The sequence below is a fragment of the Paenibacillus hodogayensis genome, from assembly GCF_039536325.1.
Lineage (GTDB): Bacteria > Bacillota > Bacilli > Paenibacillales > NBRC-103111 > Paenibacillus_AB > Paenibacillus_AB hodogayensis.
The window spans coordinates 337858-354488 of sequence record NZ_BAAAYO010000013.1; the positions used below are offsets into that span (position 1 = coordinate 337858).

The following is a 16631-nucleotide window of genomic DNA, read 5'->3' on the forward strand; positions in this document are numbered from 1 at the left end:
TACATTTTAAACTTCACAAATAAACTATACACGGTATAATTAGGATGTTAAATCTAGTAAATAAACCAATTAGTTGTACAAAATAAACGTTTTAGGGGTAGATGGAATGGAATTTATTCACTTTGTGGCCCCCCCTTTGCCTCACTATATCAGCAGCGGGATGACGCGCTACGAAGTGGGGGATTGCCATCCGAACCGTAGAGCGATCGAGGTATTCGACTTGCTTGCGGTATGTAAAGGCGTGTTGTATATCGCGGAAGAAGAGCAGTCTTTCGAGATTCGTAAGGGGGAGTTTCTTATCCTGCGGCCCGATGCCCATCATTACGGCTTCAAACCTTGCACGGAGACGACGGAGTTTTATTGGGCTCATTTTCAGACGACGGGGGAGTGGCACGCCGGTCAGGAGGCTTGGTCTGGATCCAAGTTGGATCAACCGGAGGAGGGCCCTTTCTTCCGTTCGATCGAACGGTTTATGTTAACGCTGCCCCAATATCACAGGTTGTCGGAATCGCTTCAGGTGTTCGATTGGTTGGAGGAGGTTTCGCGGCCCGCCGGGGAAGAAGATGTTGCGCCGCAGTGGAAACAACAGTTGCTTTTTCAGCAGATGCTGTACACGCTCGGCAATGTCGATCGTCCGAAATGGGAGACGCCGCCTCGTCGTCTGGCAGACAGCGTGGCGCAATTTCTTCGCAACCGCTATGCGGATAAGATCGATCATCAAGTGTTGAAGGATGCGTTCCATTTTCACCCGGTATACATAACACGCTGCATGAGGCAGGTTTACGGCTGCACGCCATTGGACTATTTGAACCACTACCGGATCGAGCAGGCGAAACTGCTGTTGAAAAACAGCTATATGCCGATCCACCAAATCGCCGGAGAAACCGGATTCAACAGCTCCTCCTATTTCATCCGGATGTTCACTCAACTGACAGGCGGTACGCCCAAACATTACAGAGAAGGTTTCCGGGGTGGGAGCAAGTCAACATGACATTCCATCCGAAACCAGAGTGGAAACCTATCATCGATCGGCGAAATGAAAAGAGCACCTATGTGGGTGCTCTTCGCAGTTTGGATAGGAGTTCGTAACGGTGAACCGTTGATACTTTGATACTTACACTTTAAACTTCATCACGAGGTTTTCCAAGGCCTGGGAATCACCGCTAAGCAATTCGGTAAATGAAGAAACCTCCCGAATTAAAACGTTTTGCTTTACCGTCATATCGTTAACGCTTTTAACTCCTTCGAGCGATTCTTCAGCGACTGCAGCCATATCCGAAACAGATGCGGCAATTTCTTCTGACCCTGCCGCCATTTGCTCGCTAACGGCAGAAAGCTCCTGGACTTGTGCAGCCACTCTCTGGCTTGACTTCAAAATGTTTTCAAATGATTCGATCGCTTCTTCTATCTTCTGTTGACCGTTCAGCACTTCTTCCGTCACTTGCTGCATCGCGCGCTCTGTTTCAAAAGAATCTTTCTTAATATCCTGTAAGAGTACCGCTATTTGTCCTGCCGAAGCTGCGGAATGCTCGGCCAGTTTTCGAATTTCGTTAGCCACAACAGAAAAACCTCTGCCATGTTCGCCAGCTCTTGCCGCCTCAATCGATGCGTTTAGCGATAGTAAATTCGTCCGGTTCGATACTTCCGATATAGCGGAAACGATACTTTCAATGTGAGTCGATCTTTCTTTAAGGTGTTCCACGATGGCTACCGTACCACTGACGGAATTTCCGATTTGGACCATCTGTTTGTTGACTTGCTGAATGTAACCTGCTCCGTTGGCGGCGTCTTGTTCCGTCTTTAATGCCGCTTTAGAAAGATCCTCTGCGGATTCTGCAACACGCTGCACACCCTTGGACATTTCTTCGATTGCACGAAGTGCATCAAGCGTATTTTGCACAGAAGTTGTCGCCCCTTGCTCAATAACAGCTCCTCGCCTCGTAATTTCCTCTGTCGTACTTGCCGTTTCTTTCGTATTTCCGACCAGCTTGCTTGACGAACTTAATACGCTGCGAGAAGTATCTCGAACATCTCTAATAATCGATTGCAGGACCTCCAGCATGGCATTTAAGGAATTTGAAATTTCTCCGATTTCATCCTTGCCGGAGTAATTCAGTCTCCCGGTAAGATCACCGCCGCTTTTGGCAAGTTCGGCAATTTTTCCATTGACAAGCTTAAGAGGCTTCAACTTGATGAAGATCATCAGGATCATCGCCAGTAATACCGCAAATGTAGTGGTAAGCAAGAGTACAGTTACCGTAAGCATCAAGCTTGCTTGCTGGTTGGCAGCGTCCGCTTCATGTTCCGCTCTCGTATTCATCTTTTGTTGAAACTGCTGCAGCGATTCCATAATGACTTTTTTATTGGCGTCGTAATTATTGTCAAACATGAGTTGCCGGGCTCTATTGAAATCCTTGCTTTCCACAGCTTTCATTGCTGCGTCTTCCGTTTTGACAAGAGCATCCGAATCTTGTTTGGCCTTTGCTATGAGATCCAGTTCTTCTTTGGTCGCGCCCAATTCAGTCAATTTAGCCACGACATGATCTCTCGTTTTGGTCTCGTTGACTTCCTTCCAATAATTACCATAATAGACTTTATCTCCGAACTGCGCATAAGCTCTTGCTTCGTTTGTTAAATAGTCCGAGGCATTCGCTAGATCGATACCCAATTGCTTGAATACGGCTTGCTTGTTTACAGCGGAGCGTTCTAGCGCTACGCTGCTCTGAAGTTTAAGAATAGTGACTCCATTCAGAACCGATAGTAAAATAAAAACGCCACTCGTCGCTTTAAGCCAGGTTGCAATCTTCAATAGAATCCCCCAACTCCTGATGTTTTAGAAAATGGCTCTATAGTACTATATCGGTAGACTGCTTTTGACAATATATAGCTTTACAAACTATTCATTTTAGAAGAATCAAGTTGGTGTACCGCAGCACATAGCAAATCGTCTGCAAACGATCATGCTTTTGGGCCGTCAGTTCCAGCTCGACGCATTCGGGTGACATCGGCTTTTCCAGCAAGATGTGATACCCAATATACCGGGATGTCCCCCGTCATTTTTTTGATGAACTTGCGTATGGAGCAAGCCAAGCTTCTGCTTCACAAACCGTTGACGATCAAGCAAATCGCATCGTCGGTCGGATTTAATGACCCCTTGTATTTCTCCAGTGCAGTTCAAAAAAAAGGCACGGCCTTTCCCCTACTGAATACCGCGAGGATCGCAACAATTTGTTACACAATTGAAATGTTTTCTTCATCTGTCTCTAATGATGCCCGTCTATAATAAAAGACGACCCCCTTTTGAATATATAAATTTAACCCGCAGGCCCGTTGCCTTGCGGGTATTTTTTTGCATCGCCTTGGGGATTCCGAATCAACGCTCTGATTTTCAGCGCTCCGGGCAATATTCCTCCGCCAAATCGTTTAACTCGCCGCGCAGCACTCAAGAGGAAAACAACCCCAAAATAGAACCATGATAATCCGAAAAATCAATATATCCCCCTAGAAAATACCCAATTGAAATAAAAATTGCACACCAGCACAGGGCTCCCAAGCCCGAGTAGACTATATATTTCCGTGGTTTCATGGTGCTCATCCCTGCCAGATAACAAGTCAGATGGCGGAGCCCTGGAATATAGTAGCCGATGCATATCGCCCAGGGGCCGTAACGCTCGAACCAGTTCTCTGTTTTCTCTATCCTTTTGGTCGTGAGCCTGACCCATTTTCCATACTTCCACAGCAGCGGCTTGCCAAACTTCCGCCCAATGGCGTAACTGCACAGCATGCCGCTCATAGCCCCGAGGACGCTGATCACAAGGGATACAGGGAAGTAAAGTAGCCCAATTGAAGAAAGATAACCAACAATTATCATGAGAACCTCATCAGGCACAGGCAAACCAATAATGCCAAGCGTAAGGCAGAGGAAGATGGCAATATAACCGTATTGGATAACGATATCTTGTAAGAAAGCGATGATGTTCACACTCCAGTTCTAATGGCTTTGGGCAAGGAAGACTGTCTTGTGCTCCGCCGGAAAATCCACACCCCAAGTCAACCCGATTTGCATAAAGGTTAATGAGCCGGGCTTGTCCTTGTACGCTGCGAAGCATCTCGTCTCCTGAATGATTCATCGCCCTTTCACGTATCTTAATGCCCCCCTTGTCAATAAACCTAGTGCCGAATTGTCACATGACGCTTTCAAAGTGGCTGGATATCATGGATGACGAAATGCAACTTGTTGGTGTGACAACTCCTTTGCCATACTGGGCTCAGCCGATTGTTAAGCGGCAAATCTAATGGACAAGGAGACACCATTTATGAAGAAATGGACTCGCACGAATCTCGCAGTTCTGCTATTAACTGCTACGGTCACTACCGCCATTACCGCTTGTATGGGACCAGGGAACGCACCCAATACCTCGCAGGCTCCCGCGCCAGTTGCATCTGAGGAAGCTAGCCTGAAGGGGCCACGGGATGCCAGGGAACTGGAGGCCTTTGCAGATGGCATTTTTGCGGACGCAATGAAGAAGTATAATACGGTTGGTTCTAATTTTGCGGTCGTATCGAATGGGAAAGTGCTGCTAAGCAAGGGTTACGGTTTTGCCGACAGGGAAAATAAAATTCCGGTAGACAGCAGCACTGTATTCCAAATTGGTTCAGTGACGAAGCAGTTCACGGCATTGGCAGCTATGCAGCTGGTCGATAAGGGAAAGATTGATTTGCATCACGATATCCAGGAATACCTGGGAGGGATGAAGGTACCGAATACAACAGGGAAAAAACTGACGATGTACGATCTGCTTACGTATACGAGCGGCTTTGACAAACCGGATATCCTCTCGGGATCGGAACCGGAATATGTGAATCAATTTTTCCCGATGAAGGAGTCTCTCGAAGCGAATATGCCGACTGTTGTCAGGCCTCCGGGTGAAGCGTACACCTACGATAATTTTGGATTCACACTGGCGGGGTACGCGGTAGGGGAAGTATCGGGCATGTCATTCGCCCAGTATATGGAGGAACATGTTTTCAAGCCGTTAGGCATGAACTCGACGAATGTGCGGTTTACCCCCGAACTGCTCAGCAGAATGGCTGCCCATTATGGGCCAAAAGGCGAGCTGATTCCCCTAGAGGGGTTCAAACCAACCGATCGGCCTAGCGGCGGCATGGTATCAAACGCAGATGACATGGTAAAGTACCTGATGATGCATCTGAACAAAGGAACGTATGAAGGCAAAGAGATCTTAAGTTCCAAGAGCATCGAGCAAATGCACACCTACCAAGTGTTCCCTGACAAAGAGTTCCCTGTCACAACCATCGGATTCGAAGGCTACTTCAAAGAGAAGATGAATGGTCATCATGTGGTTATCAAAGGGGGAAATGTAACCGGTCATTCTTCCTTGATTGTTATTTTGCCGGAGGAAAATACAGCGTTCTACATGTCCTACAATAACGACTCCATGATGAGTCTCGACGTGTATGAGGCATTCATGAATCATTATTACCCGAGAAAAGAAGAGGCTCCACAGCCATCCTACTCGCCAATCAGTGAGCAGCAGGCTAAGGACTACACGGGATTGTACCAAAACACGCGTCTTGGATCCATAAGAACGCAGGTTTCCTATTCAGACGGAAAATTGGTTATGGAGACAGGAGATTTGGGCAAGAGTACGTTGAAAATGATCCACCCTTTACTCTTTGAGGATGAATCCGGCAATAAAGTGGCCTTTCAAAAAAATGGGACAGGCCAAATCACCTATTTCTATTACATGGCACTTCCGCACTACGTGGGTTATGCTCAAAAAGTAAATATGGATGCGCCATTCACTGATGTACCCGCGGACAGCAAGTATGCGTCTTATATTCATAATCTTCATGCTTTGAAGGTCATGGACGGAAAGTCCGCCACCCTCTTCGATCCGGATGGAACGATGACTCAGGATGAGTTCTCGGAGTTGCTACTGCACGCCCATGGCTGGGAATCCATGCCTTATACGATTGAACCAAACAAGAAGCAGATGCTGTCCGGATTGCCTGATTATCAGCCTGATTCTCCAGTCACCAGACAGATGGCGGCAGTTATGATCCAAAACTTGAGGCAAGCTGAGCCTGGAGCCAAGGTTGCATTAAGTGGCGAAACGGATGCATGGGCAGTTGAAGCTATCACAACCCTTGTATCCCAAGGCATCATGGACCCGGATACCAAGAACAATTCGGACGGCTCCATCAACTTCCGTTCCAAGCAGCTGCTGAAGCGGCAGGAAGCGAGTGCCTTATTGGATCTGGCATTTGATTACTATACATTACCAATTCGTAATGAACGAAAACCATAATTCTGAAAAGTAAATACCGGCCTTTAAAAATTTAAATGGCGGGTGTTCGATCCTACGAAGCAGAATCACTCCGTAGATCGGCATCCGCCACCATGATAAATGAATTGAGGATTATTCCAGAAGCCCGGCCTCCCTGGCTTTTTGCACCGCTTCCTCCCGGTTGCGGACCCCCAGCTTCACATAAGCCGATGACGCGTAGTTTCGAACCGTACCATCGGATAAATACAATTTGGAAGCAATGCTTTTATATCGCAGCCCTTTGGACACGAACTGTAAAATTTCAAGCTCCCGCGGCGTTAACTCATAGGCCGATGACGCTTTGATTGGCGAAGGATCATCCCCGCTATTGTCCGCTTCCAACTGGGCAAACAATTTGTGAGATACGCCCTGATCGATCAGCGTGCCCCCGCGGTAGACGGTGCGTATCGTTTCGGCCAGCTCTAAAGGCTGCATGGACTTCAACAAGTATCCATCCACCCCGCTTCGCATCGCCTCCAGAGCCTGTCTGGTATCCTCGAACGTGGTGAGAATCAGAATGCGGATGTGGGGCCACGTTTCTTTTATCGTACGGGATGCGGAGATTCCATCCACATTCGGCATTTCCAAATCCATAAGCACCAGCTGTGGCTGAAACTGCCTACACAGCTCGATCGCTTGCTCTCCATCCTCTGCCGTCCCGACAACCTGCAAATCCCGCTGCTCCTCCAACAGAGTCCGCAGGCTTTCACGGAAAAAGGGCTGGTCATCTACGACCAACAGGCGGATGACTTCATCCTTAAGCTCCGTTTGTCTGGGTAGTGTACAGGTAACGAGAGTGCCTTCTCCCGGCTCCGAATAGACAGCCACATGGCCTTGCAAATTCATCGCCCGCTCCTTCATGGCGCTCAAGCCGAAGCCTTCCCTCCCATGCTCCATCCCGCGGCCGTTATCTTGAATTTCCAGTCTCGTCTGCTGGGGCTCGAATTGTACGGAAACCTTAATCTCTGTCGAGTGTCCATGACGCACGGCATTCGTCAACGACTCTTGCAAGCAGCGATAGAGCGCTGTCTTCGCTTGCTTCGTTACAGGATATTCTTCCCCGTAGGCATGGAAACGAACCGTCACCTTGGCATGCTCCTGAAACTCCTCCGCCAGCTTCCTCAAAGACTGAAGCAGCGGGAGCGCCTCATGCGGCGATTCGATTTGATGCACGTAGCCTCTGACCTCCTCCATATTTTGGCGGGCCAGGTTCAATAGGGAATCGAGCCTTTCCGTTCCTGTATCCGTTGCCAGCTCAGGACGCAACGTTTCCAATCCCATTATGAGCGATGTGTAGGCATTACCGACGGTATCATGAAGCTCTTTGGACAGCCGATTCCGCTCTTCGGCAAGCGTGATGCGCTCGATTTGGGACAGGTACTGCTCCAGCACCGCATTTTGCTCGCGAATAATTTCTCCTTGACGATGATTGAGCGCGAGTAAATGGAAGGAGAATCCGAAGACATACGCCATCCCGATGTGAACGGCCATGACCCAGTATTCACTCTGCTCTGCAATCAGCTTGATTATGGCGGGCAGGAGCAATATGGATACAGGCCCTGACCAGAGATAGGCCCTTTTCGCGCTGTTGGCAGCAATTAAAAAGGCATACAGTAGGAATGAGAAGTAGGCTTGCGGAAAAAATGAAGCCAGATACAAGCACAACCCGCCCGAGATCACGATTTCGGTAAGCAGGTAGTATTTATAATCGAGCTGCAAGCAAAGCCATGGAACAGAAAAAGCAATAAGCTGCCACAGCACAAGGACCGCAATCGGCAGCGTGAAATATTCTTGCAGCTCTATGGTCGTAAACACGAGAGAAATGCTGCATATCAGACGGATTATGAACATGAGCCAGTCGTACCAGTACCATTGCTTGACCATATCGAACAAAACCATCAACTCCTAAAAACATTCAATATGACATTACGTAACTATTATTGAGTAAACGGCTATAAAGTAAACCACCATCAGACGATACCTACGAGGCGAAGCCGAGCATGGCGTCTACCGGTTCACATGCTTGATCATCAGGCGCGTGTAGCCGCCTATCAAGCGCGCCAAGCGATCCGCTAGCCTGTAGCTCACCATCATCCATACGACCCCTGTGGCCGATACCATCACGGCTTTGGTAACCGTATCTACCGGCGCACCCATAAAGGAAAGGTTGATAAACGGATAGAGGAACGGGACCGCAATCAATACAAGCGGCGCCGCGTAGAGCAAGGTCGCACTGATCAGACTGAAAATCCCTACCGGAAATTTCAACAGCAGCCAGCCAATTGCGATCCAGTTGCGTAGGTTCAGCAGCTCCTTTTTCGCTTGAAGCCAGTTGGACACATTGGGGTTGACGGATTTAACGCAAGGCTCGGTGGTAATGTCCGTATAGATCTTGGTCTGTACCCGTTCAAATTGCAGGAAGGCGGTCGTCGTCCGCAAAACGTGAGTCAGGAGAGGAACCCCCGCGACGGTAAACGAAAGGCTCAAGCCCAATGTAAGAGTGACCAGATAAAAGCTGAAGTAAAACAATCCAGTGACGAAAGTAAGCAGCAGGAAATAGCCGTTTTGAACAAAGCTGACGGCGGTTCTGGCCATCAAAGAGCCCACATCCTTTGCAAGTAGTAGACGTATTCTACGGCTCTTGATGTCAAATCCGCCAGTGTCATAATGTCATGTGACACAAAATGAACGGAGCTACCCGCAGCAACGAGTGAGACAGGTCCCCGGATGGGGAGGAATTCGCGAGCTTCAAGAATCAGCGTGAGCGCGCTTCTTCAAGTTGTTAGAGGAAAACGGCGGCGGCGACGATCTGATAACGGCGAAGTATACAAAACCGCCCGAATGGAATTATTTCCACTCAGGCGGGGATTTTGTTTATGCCTTGCGATTTTGCAACAGTCCAAAGGAAAAAATCCGGTCTGCCTCCTAAATACGAACAATCACTTTTTTACTCAAATTAACTTAATTCCTAATTTTTTTATTTAATTCATGATACGAAATGATGGAAAAATCAAGTTTTTTATACCGATATAGAAGTAAATATTTTATTAGTCACCCAATTGTTTAACCAGCATACTGCAAAAAACCAGCCCCCGCGAGAGCGAGGGCTGGTTTGTATGAAAACCGGTATTATCCTTTGAGCGAGCCTGCTGTCATCTGCATAAACGATTTGTTGGCAAACACGTAAACGATGAGTATGGGCAGGATCGACAGGCAGGCGCCGGCCATCATATAGTGCGTTTGCGCAGCCGCAGCAGCGCCGTAGCGTAAGTTGGACAAGCCTACCGTGAGCGGCTGCAATTTCGGCTGGCTCATCGTGAACACGAGCGGCATAATGTATTCATTCCAGGCCGCACGGAACGTAAACAGCGCCGATACCCCCAGCCCCGGCCCAAGCAAAGGCAGGATGATCCGCCAATACGTGCCCAGCATCGAGCTGCCGTCGATTTTGGCGGCCTCGTCCAGCTCCCGCGGAATTGCCCTTACGAAGCTATACAGGATGAAGTAAGTGGCTGCGTGGGCGCTGACCAGCAAAATAACGACGCCCCACAGCGAAGTTTGCAAGTGCAGCGTGACCATGATTCGGAATTGCGGGTGCAGCACCAGCGGACCGACAGAGATAAACATCGTGGCCGCTTGAATGAAGATATACATCCGTCTGCCCACGAATCGCAGCCGATCCACCCCATAGGCAGCCATCGAAGCGACGAGCAGCGTTCCCACTGTCGTGGCTAGACTAATAAACAAGCTGTTCCACGTATACCGGGAAAAATTGGCCGTCTTCCATGCCTCCACGTAGTTGGAGAAGTGCCAAGTCTTCGGCAGTATGGTAGCGCCGGCGGTCAACTCGGCGTTCGTTTTGAACGAACCGAGGATGGCCACAAGCACCGGAAATAGCGTGAGAAACGCCATGACCAGCAAAAAGATCCATAGAAAGATCGTTCCGGGTCGTAGAAAGACGGGAACGACGCCGCTCGAAGCGCTCGGCTTTCCCGCAGTTGCTTGCTGCATGATTCATTCCTCCAAGAAAAAAACGGTAGATAGACGGGATTAAACGTTTTGATTTAATTTTCTGGACAAATAAAAGTACAGGGCTGTCACGCCGCCGACGATTAACGCCGTCACGAAACCGACCGCGCTGCCGTAGCCGATTTGCTGCTCCAGCACAGTGCTGGCCGATGGCGTCGGGAACAGGAGACGATACAGGTACAGAAACATCACTTCGGTTTTGCCAATCGGCCCGCCGTCCGTCAGCACCATGATGCTTTCATAGCTTTTGAGCGAGTTGATGATCGCCAGCATGATGACCATCTGCAGCACCGGACCAAGCATCGGCACCGTGATGTACCAAAACTTTTGCCAGACATTGGCGCCATCTAAATCCGCGCTCTCATGAACCTCATGCGGAATATTCTGCAAACCGGCGATGAATAAAATCATATAGTTGCCGATCGCTCCCCATACCGCGATGAGAATGACCGTCAGCATGGCGTATTTCGGCCCCAGCCATTCAATGCCTTTGTCGGTGATTCCGAGCTTGATTAGAAACTGATTCAAAATGCCGTTGTACGAGTTGAACACGATGAAAAACACAACGGAAATCACCGCAGAGCTGATAATCGTCGGCAAGAAATAAATCGCCCGCAAAAGCTGTCGTCCTTTGATCGCACGATTGAGGATGACCGCTAGTAGGAGCGCCAGCGGCAGCGTCAGAATCAGCTTCCCGCCCGCATAGACGAATGTTTGGACGACGGAATTCCACAGCAAATGATCCGACCATAAGGTCCGGAAGTTGTCCAAGCCGATGAAACGGGGTGTGCCGTACCCTTTGTAATCATAAAACATGTACCGGAACACCCAAAAGATTGGATAAACCGTAAACACGAGCGTCAAGAGAAGACTGGGCAAGGTGAAGAAAGCGCCCGCCGCATTCGTTCTCCATTGTTTCATGGGTCCCACGAACCTTTCCCCGAAATTACGACAAAGGGTCAGAAGCCACTTCTGACCCTACGACCTGTCGAGCTAACTTACTTCACTAACATATTTTGCAAATTTTTCGGATCGAAGCTTGGATCAGGCTTCACATCCACTTCCTTGGCGGCGATCGCTTTGTCGAGCGCCTCGTTGTAGCGCTTGTTCAGATCGGCGATGATTTTGTCCAGATCGCCGCCTAGCAGCATGTACTTGAAGAACGCGTCCTGGTATTTTTCGCCTTGTACGGCTACGGTTGGCTGAATCGGCCACGCGCCGTCGTACTTTGTCGGAGTAAACCATTCGAAGCCTTTGATATCCGCTTTTTTCGCCTTGCTCAGGACCGATGGCACCATTGAGATCCCGTATCCTTTTTCATGATAATCGAGCAATATTTGCTCGCCGTACATGAAATTCAGAAACTTGGCGGCTTCTTTCTTATGCTTGGAGTTTTTGCTAATGCTAAGCCACTGACCGCCAAGGAAGCCGGATGCGCCGCGCACGGTTCCATCGAACGAAGGCACCTGCGCCGCCGCCCAGCGGATTTTGGCCGGAAACTGGTTCTGGTAGACGCCCGGCTCGGAAGAGAATGAGATGTACATGCCGATTTTGCCTTCGGCAAACTGGGCGCGGAGCGGGTCGATGTCGAGCGATTCCATGCCCGGCAGGGTACTGCCGTCGACTTGCATCTGTCGGAACGCTTCGACAATGGGCTTGAATCCGTTTACATCGAACCGACCTGTTTTAAAATCAAAGCCGAAGCCGCCATAGCCGTTCAGCTCGGCGATAGCGCGCGCCGAACGGTCGAAGGCGCTGGCCGGGCTCTTGAAGTTGAGGGCGAATCCGTAAGCTCCGTCCGCTTTGCCGACGGCCGTAAGCTTCTTCGCCGTTTCAACCATTTCCTGCAGCGTGCTCGGCGGATTTTTGATGCCGGCCTTCTCGAACAGATCAACGTTATATACAAGCCGCATCGTGTAGCCGTAGTTCGGAAAACTGTACAATTTGCCGTCAAACAGGTTCAGATCTTTCAGCGGCGTGAACTTGTTTTTAAACTCGGCGTTAAAATAATCGTCGAGTGGCTCCAGATAGCCTTTTTTGTAGAACGTCTGGATCGTGTTCTCCTTGACGCGAAAAATGTCCGGCGACTGCGAGGATGCAAAAGCGAGATCGATCGCCTGGTTATACTCTTCTGTCTTGACCACATAATTGATTTCAATCCCGGGGTTTTCGGCTTGAAACTTGGCGATTTTTTCTCGAGTGTAATCGGCGTCTGTACGATCAACCGACCAGAACTCCAGCTTCACCTTATCTTCCGAACCCTTTTTATTTGCGGACGCGTCCGGGCTTGCACCGTCGGTGCCGCCTGTGCCACCACTGCTGTTGCAAGCGGCCAGCGCCAACGACATCAGAACGGTGAGTCCCGTATACCCGATCTTTTTCTTCATGCGAAAATCCTCCCTTTCGTTCGTTACCCGCGCTGCGGTAACATCATGCGGGCCCCCTGAAGTATTTGCTACTTACTCTTCCAGTATGAAGCCTGGGACACCGACAGTACATGCGGCATGACCAACATCCAGGGTAACAAAACGGTGAAGTTTCGCTTACGGCCCGTCCTTGCCCAAGTACGCCTGCCTGAATTCCGACGGCGTCATGCCGGTCACCTTCTTGAACACTTCGCTAAAGTATCGCCGGTGCTCGTAGCTGAGCGCATCAGCGATTTCCTGCACCTGGTAGTCTTCGATCAGCATCTGCTTGGCCCGATTGATCCGCTCTTGCGTGATGAACTGTTGAACGGTCACGCCGACGATTTTCTTGAACACGTTGGAGAAGTAACCGGCGCTGAGGTTAGCCTGTTTGGCGCACTGTTCGACGGTAAGCGGCTGCTTGAGATTGTCCCGGATGTACTGCATCGACTGCCGGACGATTTGTTCCGACTCGCTCGTACGCTGCATCTCGATCCACTTGCAGCCCTTGCGGCAAATGTCGTCGAGCAACTGCCGCAGCTCTTGCATCGTCGGCTCCGCCGCCTTGTTCTCGCGAATGCGCCGCTCCAATCCCCGAACTTGCTCATAAGGCAGCTTCTCCAGCAGCACCCGCAGCATCATAAACGCCAGCTCGTAACAAACGCTGATCATATAATCGGGCTTTGGCGTCCCGGCGAACAAATCGTTTAGCAGTTGCGTAAGCAGCCCCGAGCTTCTTTCGAGGTTCCCCGCACGCAATGCGAACAGCAGCTCCTGAGCGGCTGCGGGCGCGAAACGCGGAGGCTCCTTATCAGCGCCGGCGATATGAGCGAAGCTGAACGCCCCGTTGCCTCCGGTGTAGAAATGGTAGGAAAAGGCGTGCAACGCTTGCTCGTACGAATCCGGAAGCTGGCTTATATCGTCCGCAATCAAGCCGATGCCGATCGAGATCGTGAAGCGGGTATACTGCGCGATATGAGCGCAGCAGCGGTCGGCGATGCGGCTGGCCAGCTCCGGATCGTCACAATTGAGGATACAGACGTGGCGATTGGCACTCTCCCGGAATACGACGCCTTTCGTAAATGTGCCAATCGTTTCCTTGAGAATGTTTTGCATGGCAAACCGGATCAGTTCCACTTCATGGGTCGGCAGCGCCGCGTAGTTGCCATCGAAACGATCGATTTCTACAATCATTGCCACGAGCTTCACGGGTTCCAGCGGAATTTGAAAATACCGCCAACGATTCTCGGCCTGCTCGGCGTTTGTTCGGTGATGAACGAGCGTGTTTAAATATTCCTGGCGCAGGAGCGGCATGCTTTCCTTCAGCCGTTTCTCCATTTCGTGGACTTCGATCAGGCTGCGCCGCTCCTCTTCCCACGCCTCCTTCGCTTTCAGCACCACTTTGACTATTTCCTCGCGCGAGAACGGCTTCTTCAAAAAATCGAACGCACCAAGCCGAATAGCTTGTTGCGCATAGGCAAAATCGGTAAAGCCGCTCAAAATAACGACTTTGCAGTGCGGAGCCAGCTTCATGATGTGAGCAGTCATCTCCAGACCGTCCATTCTCGGCATCCGTATGTCCGTCAATACGATATCCGGGCGTGTCTCCTCGACGAGCTGCAGGCCGTCGACACCGCTTCCGGCCGTACCTGCAATCTCGATCCCGTATGACGTCCAATCGATCCGGCTCGTAATCATCTCGACGACGCTGCTGATATCGTCGATCACGCATAGTCGAATGAGCCGTTCAGTCATCTGCGACTCCTCCTTCCGTTACCGGCAGCCGCAGCACGACTTCCGCGCCACAGCCCGGTTCGCTGTATAGATCCATCCGCGCTTGTTCGCCATAATACAATTGCAGCCGATGCGCAATGTTGCTTAGAGCATAGCCTTTATTGCTTGTGGCGGCCTGACGCATGTTGCGATAAACCTCCTCGATGTCCATGCCGCAGCCGTTGTCCTTGACCGAAAGGACGAGCTGCGCTGCCTCCGCATGGATGGCGATTTCGATGTGCCCGCCGTTTTGGATGTTTTGAAAGCCATGGATAATCGCGTTCTCGACAAGAGGCTGCAGTAAAATTTTCAGTACGGTCGACGACAGGTTCACCCCGCTGCCGATATCGAGGCGGTAATCGAATAGCGTGTCGTAGCATTTATGCTGGATCGCCAAATACATCTTCATGTGGGTAATTTCATCTTCCAGCGTAACCCAATCGCGACCGTTGCTAAGCCCGAGCTGGAACATGTGGGCCAGCGAAAGAATCATGTCGTTCACATCGTCGTTCGCCCCAAGCTCTGATTTGCAATAAATCGTGTTCAGCGTGTTATAAAGGAAGTGCGGATCCATCTGGGCGGTCAACGCTTTGATTTCCGCCTTCCGCTTTTCCGTTTCCCCGTCCGTGACGTCCTGGATCAATCGTTTGATTTCGTCCAGCATGCGATTGAAGCGTAATCCGACCTGGGCAACCTCATCCCGGTAAGGGCTGGCATAACGCACGTTCAAGTCGTTACGCTCCACCCGCCTCATCAGCTCCTGCAGTTTGTATAGCGGCTTGAGCAGCAGCCTCGTCAGCCCGTTCGACACGAACAGGGAGAGCAGCAGGCAACCGGACAGCGCGTACAGCGTCGATCGTTTGATGCCGTTGACTTGGGCGAGCAGACGCTCCTTGGACTGGACGCCAAGTAAAATCCAGTTCCCGCCCACCTCCAGACGCGCATAGTTGATGAGCGATTCGTTGCCATTCAGCGGATAAAAAAAGTAGCCGTTTTGGTCACTGTAAAGCCGTTCAAGGAAGGAAGATCGCCACTTGGCGTCGGTAGCCGCATAAAGAGGCGAGCGAACGATTTCCTGCCCTTCCTCGTTGATGAACATATAGCTCAGTCCGGGCTCGGTCGTATCCTGGTTGTCCGCAATTAAGCGTAACAAATCGTTTTCCTTGACATTGACAATGATGTAGACGTTATAATCCTGATTCGGTATTTCCCCGATCGTGCTCAGCACGAGCGATATGACCTGCTCCCGATTTGAGAAGAAAGCGTCTTCATGGCGCGGTACCCAGAACGGCCGTTTCTCGATTTTGGCCTGCTGGTACATGTCGCTTTCGTAGAACGACTGATTCGTGAGACGAATCGAAGTCATCGGATAAAAGTCGCCGATCGGGGTGGCGATCAGAATCGATTGGATGTAGCTGTCGTAGAAACTGAATTGCGAGAACACCTTCTGCAACAAGGTCAAATGCTGGTAGTACCGGCTCGTATTCGCCGATGCGACATCGTCCATCATCTCTTTGAACGAATCGCTCATTGTCAGCGACATCATCGAGACCGTAATGTTGCGCAGGCGCTGGTCGACGACCTGGGCCGTCTTGTTGATCGTATCTTCGCTGAGCCGGAAGGCGTTTTTTTGCACGACCTTGGCGGCGATGAAGTACGAGATCGTCCCATTCGCGCTGACTGCCAGTGTGATGAGCAGAACAATCGTAAACCAGACCCTGCTCCGAAACGACAATCCGTAGAACCATGATTTAATTCGCATCGCCAACGACCTATTCCACCGCTGCACTCAGCAGCGCTTTAATATAATTGTGTTCGTCGCGTACGACGTTCGTTTCGTTTTTTTCGATGAACCCGTGCGGCGCCGCAATCGCAATTCTCATCATCGTTTACCGCCCCCCATACGTAGATATGCACGCATACGCTTAAGGCACCGCTATCGACCAACGCAGCGATTCTTTCTCAACTCTAATAGTATAGCTTATATGGATATGTTGTAGTAGCAAATCGAGGTGTCAAGATATGGTCCTATCCGACACCCTGTCCGCCAAACGGTAGAAGGTTAGCGTAAAAT

12 protein-coding genes are annotated in these 16631 nt (G+C 50.3%); 3 read left to right on the top strand and 9 right to left on the bottom strand.

Features of this window, described 5'->3' with window-relative positions:
• Positions 1–106 precede the first annotated feature (106 nt).
• Positions 107–991, top strand: coding sequence for a helix-turn-helix transcriptional regulator (locus ABD796_RS27690; RefSeq protein ID WP_344914428.1), 885 nt, complete (start codon positions 107–109; stop codon positions 989–991).
• Positions 992–1114: 123 nt separating this feature from the next.
• On the opposite strand, the gene ABD796_RS27695 is transcribed toward ABD796_RS27690, so the two are convergent.
• Positions 1115–2809, bottom strand: coding sequence for a methyl-accepting chemotaxis protein (locus ABD796_RS27695; protein WP_344914430.1), 1695 nt, complete (start codon positions 2807–2809; stop codon positions 1115–1117).
• A gap of 267 nt (positions 2810–3076) precedes the next feature.
• Here ABD796_RS27695 and ABD796_RS27700 point away from each other — a divergent pair, with 267 nt between their 5' ends.
• On the top strand, positions 3077–3283 hold the full coding sequence (locus ABD796_RS27700) for a helix-turn-helix transcriptional regulator (protein WP_344914432.1): 207 nt from the start codon (positions 3077–3079) through the stop codon (positions 3281–3283).
• Positions 3284–3442: 159 nt separating this feature from the next.
• Here ABD796_RS27700 and ABD796_RS27705 read toward each other — a convergent pair whose 3' ends face one another.
• Positions 3443–3973: a DedA family protein gene (locus tag ABD796_RS27705; protein WP_344914604.1), complete on the bottom strand. Its 531-nt coding sequence runs from the start codon at positions 3971–3973 to the stop codon at positions 3443–3445.
• A 343-nt stretch (positions 3974–4316) separates the two neighbouring features.
• Between ABD796_RS27705 and ABD796_RS27710 the strand changes: the two genes are divergently transcribed.
• Positions 4317–6332: a serine hydrolase domain-containing protein gene (locus ABD796_RS27710; RefSeq protein WP_344914434.1), complete on the top strand. Its 2016-nt coding sequence runs from the start codon at positions 4317–4319 to the stop codon at positions 6330–6332.
• 111 nt (positions 6333–6443) lie between these two features.
• Here the strand turns inward: ABD796_RS27710 and ABD796_RS27715 are convergent, their stop codons facing one another.
• The 7 genes from ABD796_RS27715 to ABD796_RS27745 all read right to left on the bottom strand — a co-directional run bounded on the left by ABD796_RS27715 (position 6444) and on the right by ABD796_RS27745 (position 16319).
• Positions 6444–8234 (bottom strand): response regulator, encoded by a 1791-nt coding sequence (locus ABD796_RS27715; protein ID WP_344914606.1) that lies wholly within the window; start codon positions 8232–8234, stop codon positions 6444–6446.
• Positions 8235–8357: 123 nt separating this feature from the next.
• Positions 8358–8945, bottom strand: coding sequence for a sensor domain-containing protein (locus tag ABD796_RS27720; protein ID WP_344914608.1), 588 nt, complete (start codon positions 8943–8945; stop codon positions 8358–8360).
• A 534-nt stretch (positions 8946–9479) separates the two neighbouring features.
• Positions 9480–10262, bottom strand: a complete 783-nt coding sequence (locus ABD796_RS27725) for a carbohydrate ABC transporter permease (RefSeq protein ID WP_344914611.1) — start codon at positions 10260–10262, stop codon at positions 9480–9482.
• Between the two features lie 138 nt (positions 10263–10400).
• The gene (locus ABD796_RS27730) at positions 10401–11300 is read right to left on the bottom strand and encodes a carbohydrate ABC transporter permease (RefSeq protein WP_344914613.1); all 900 of its coding nucleotides are present in this window, start codon (positions 11298–11300) and stop codon (positions 10401–10403) included.
• Positions 11301–11377: 77 nt separating this feature from the next.
• Complete coding sequence (locus tag ABD796_RS27735; protein WP_344914436.1) at positions 11378–12766, bottom strand: ABC transporter substrate-binding protein; 1389 nt, start codon at positions 12764–12766, stop codon at positions 11378–11380.
• Between the two features lie 156 nt (positions 12767–12922).
• The gene (locus ABD796_RS27740; protein WP_344914438.1) at positions 12923–14539 is read right to left on the bottom strand and encodes a response regulator; all 1617 of its coding nucleotides are present in this window, start codon (positions 14537–14539) and stop codon (positions 12923–12925) included.
• On the bottom strand, positions 14532–16319 hold the full coding sequence (locus ABD796_RS27745) for a sensor histidine kinase (RefSeq protein WP_344914615.1): 1788 nt from the start codon (positions 16317–16319) through the stop codon (positions 14532–14534). Before ABD796_RS27745 ends, ABD796_RS27740 begins: the two co-directional genes overlap by 8 nt.
• Between the last annotated feature and the right edge of the window lie 312 nt (positions 16320–16631).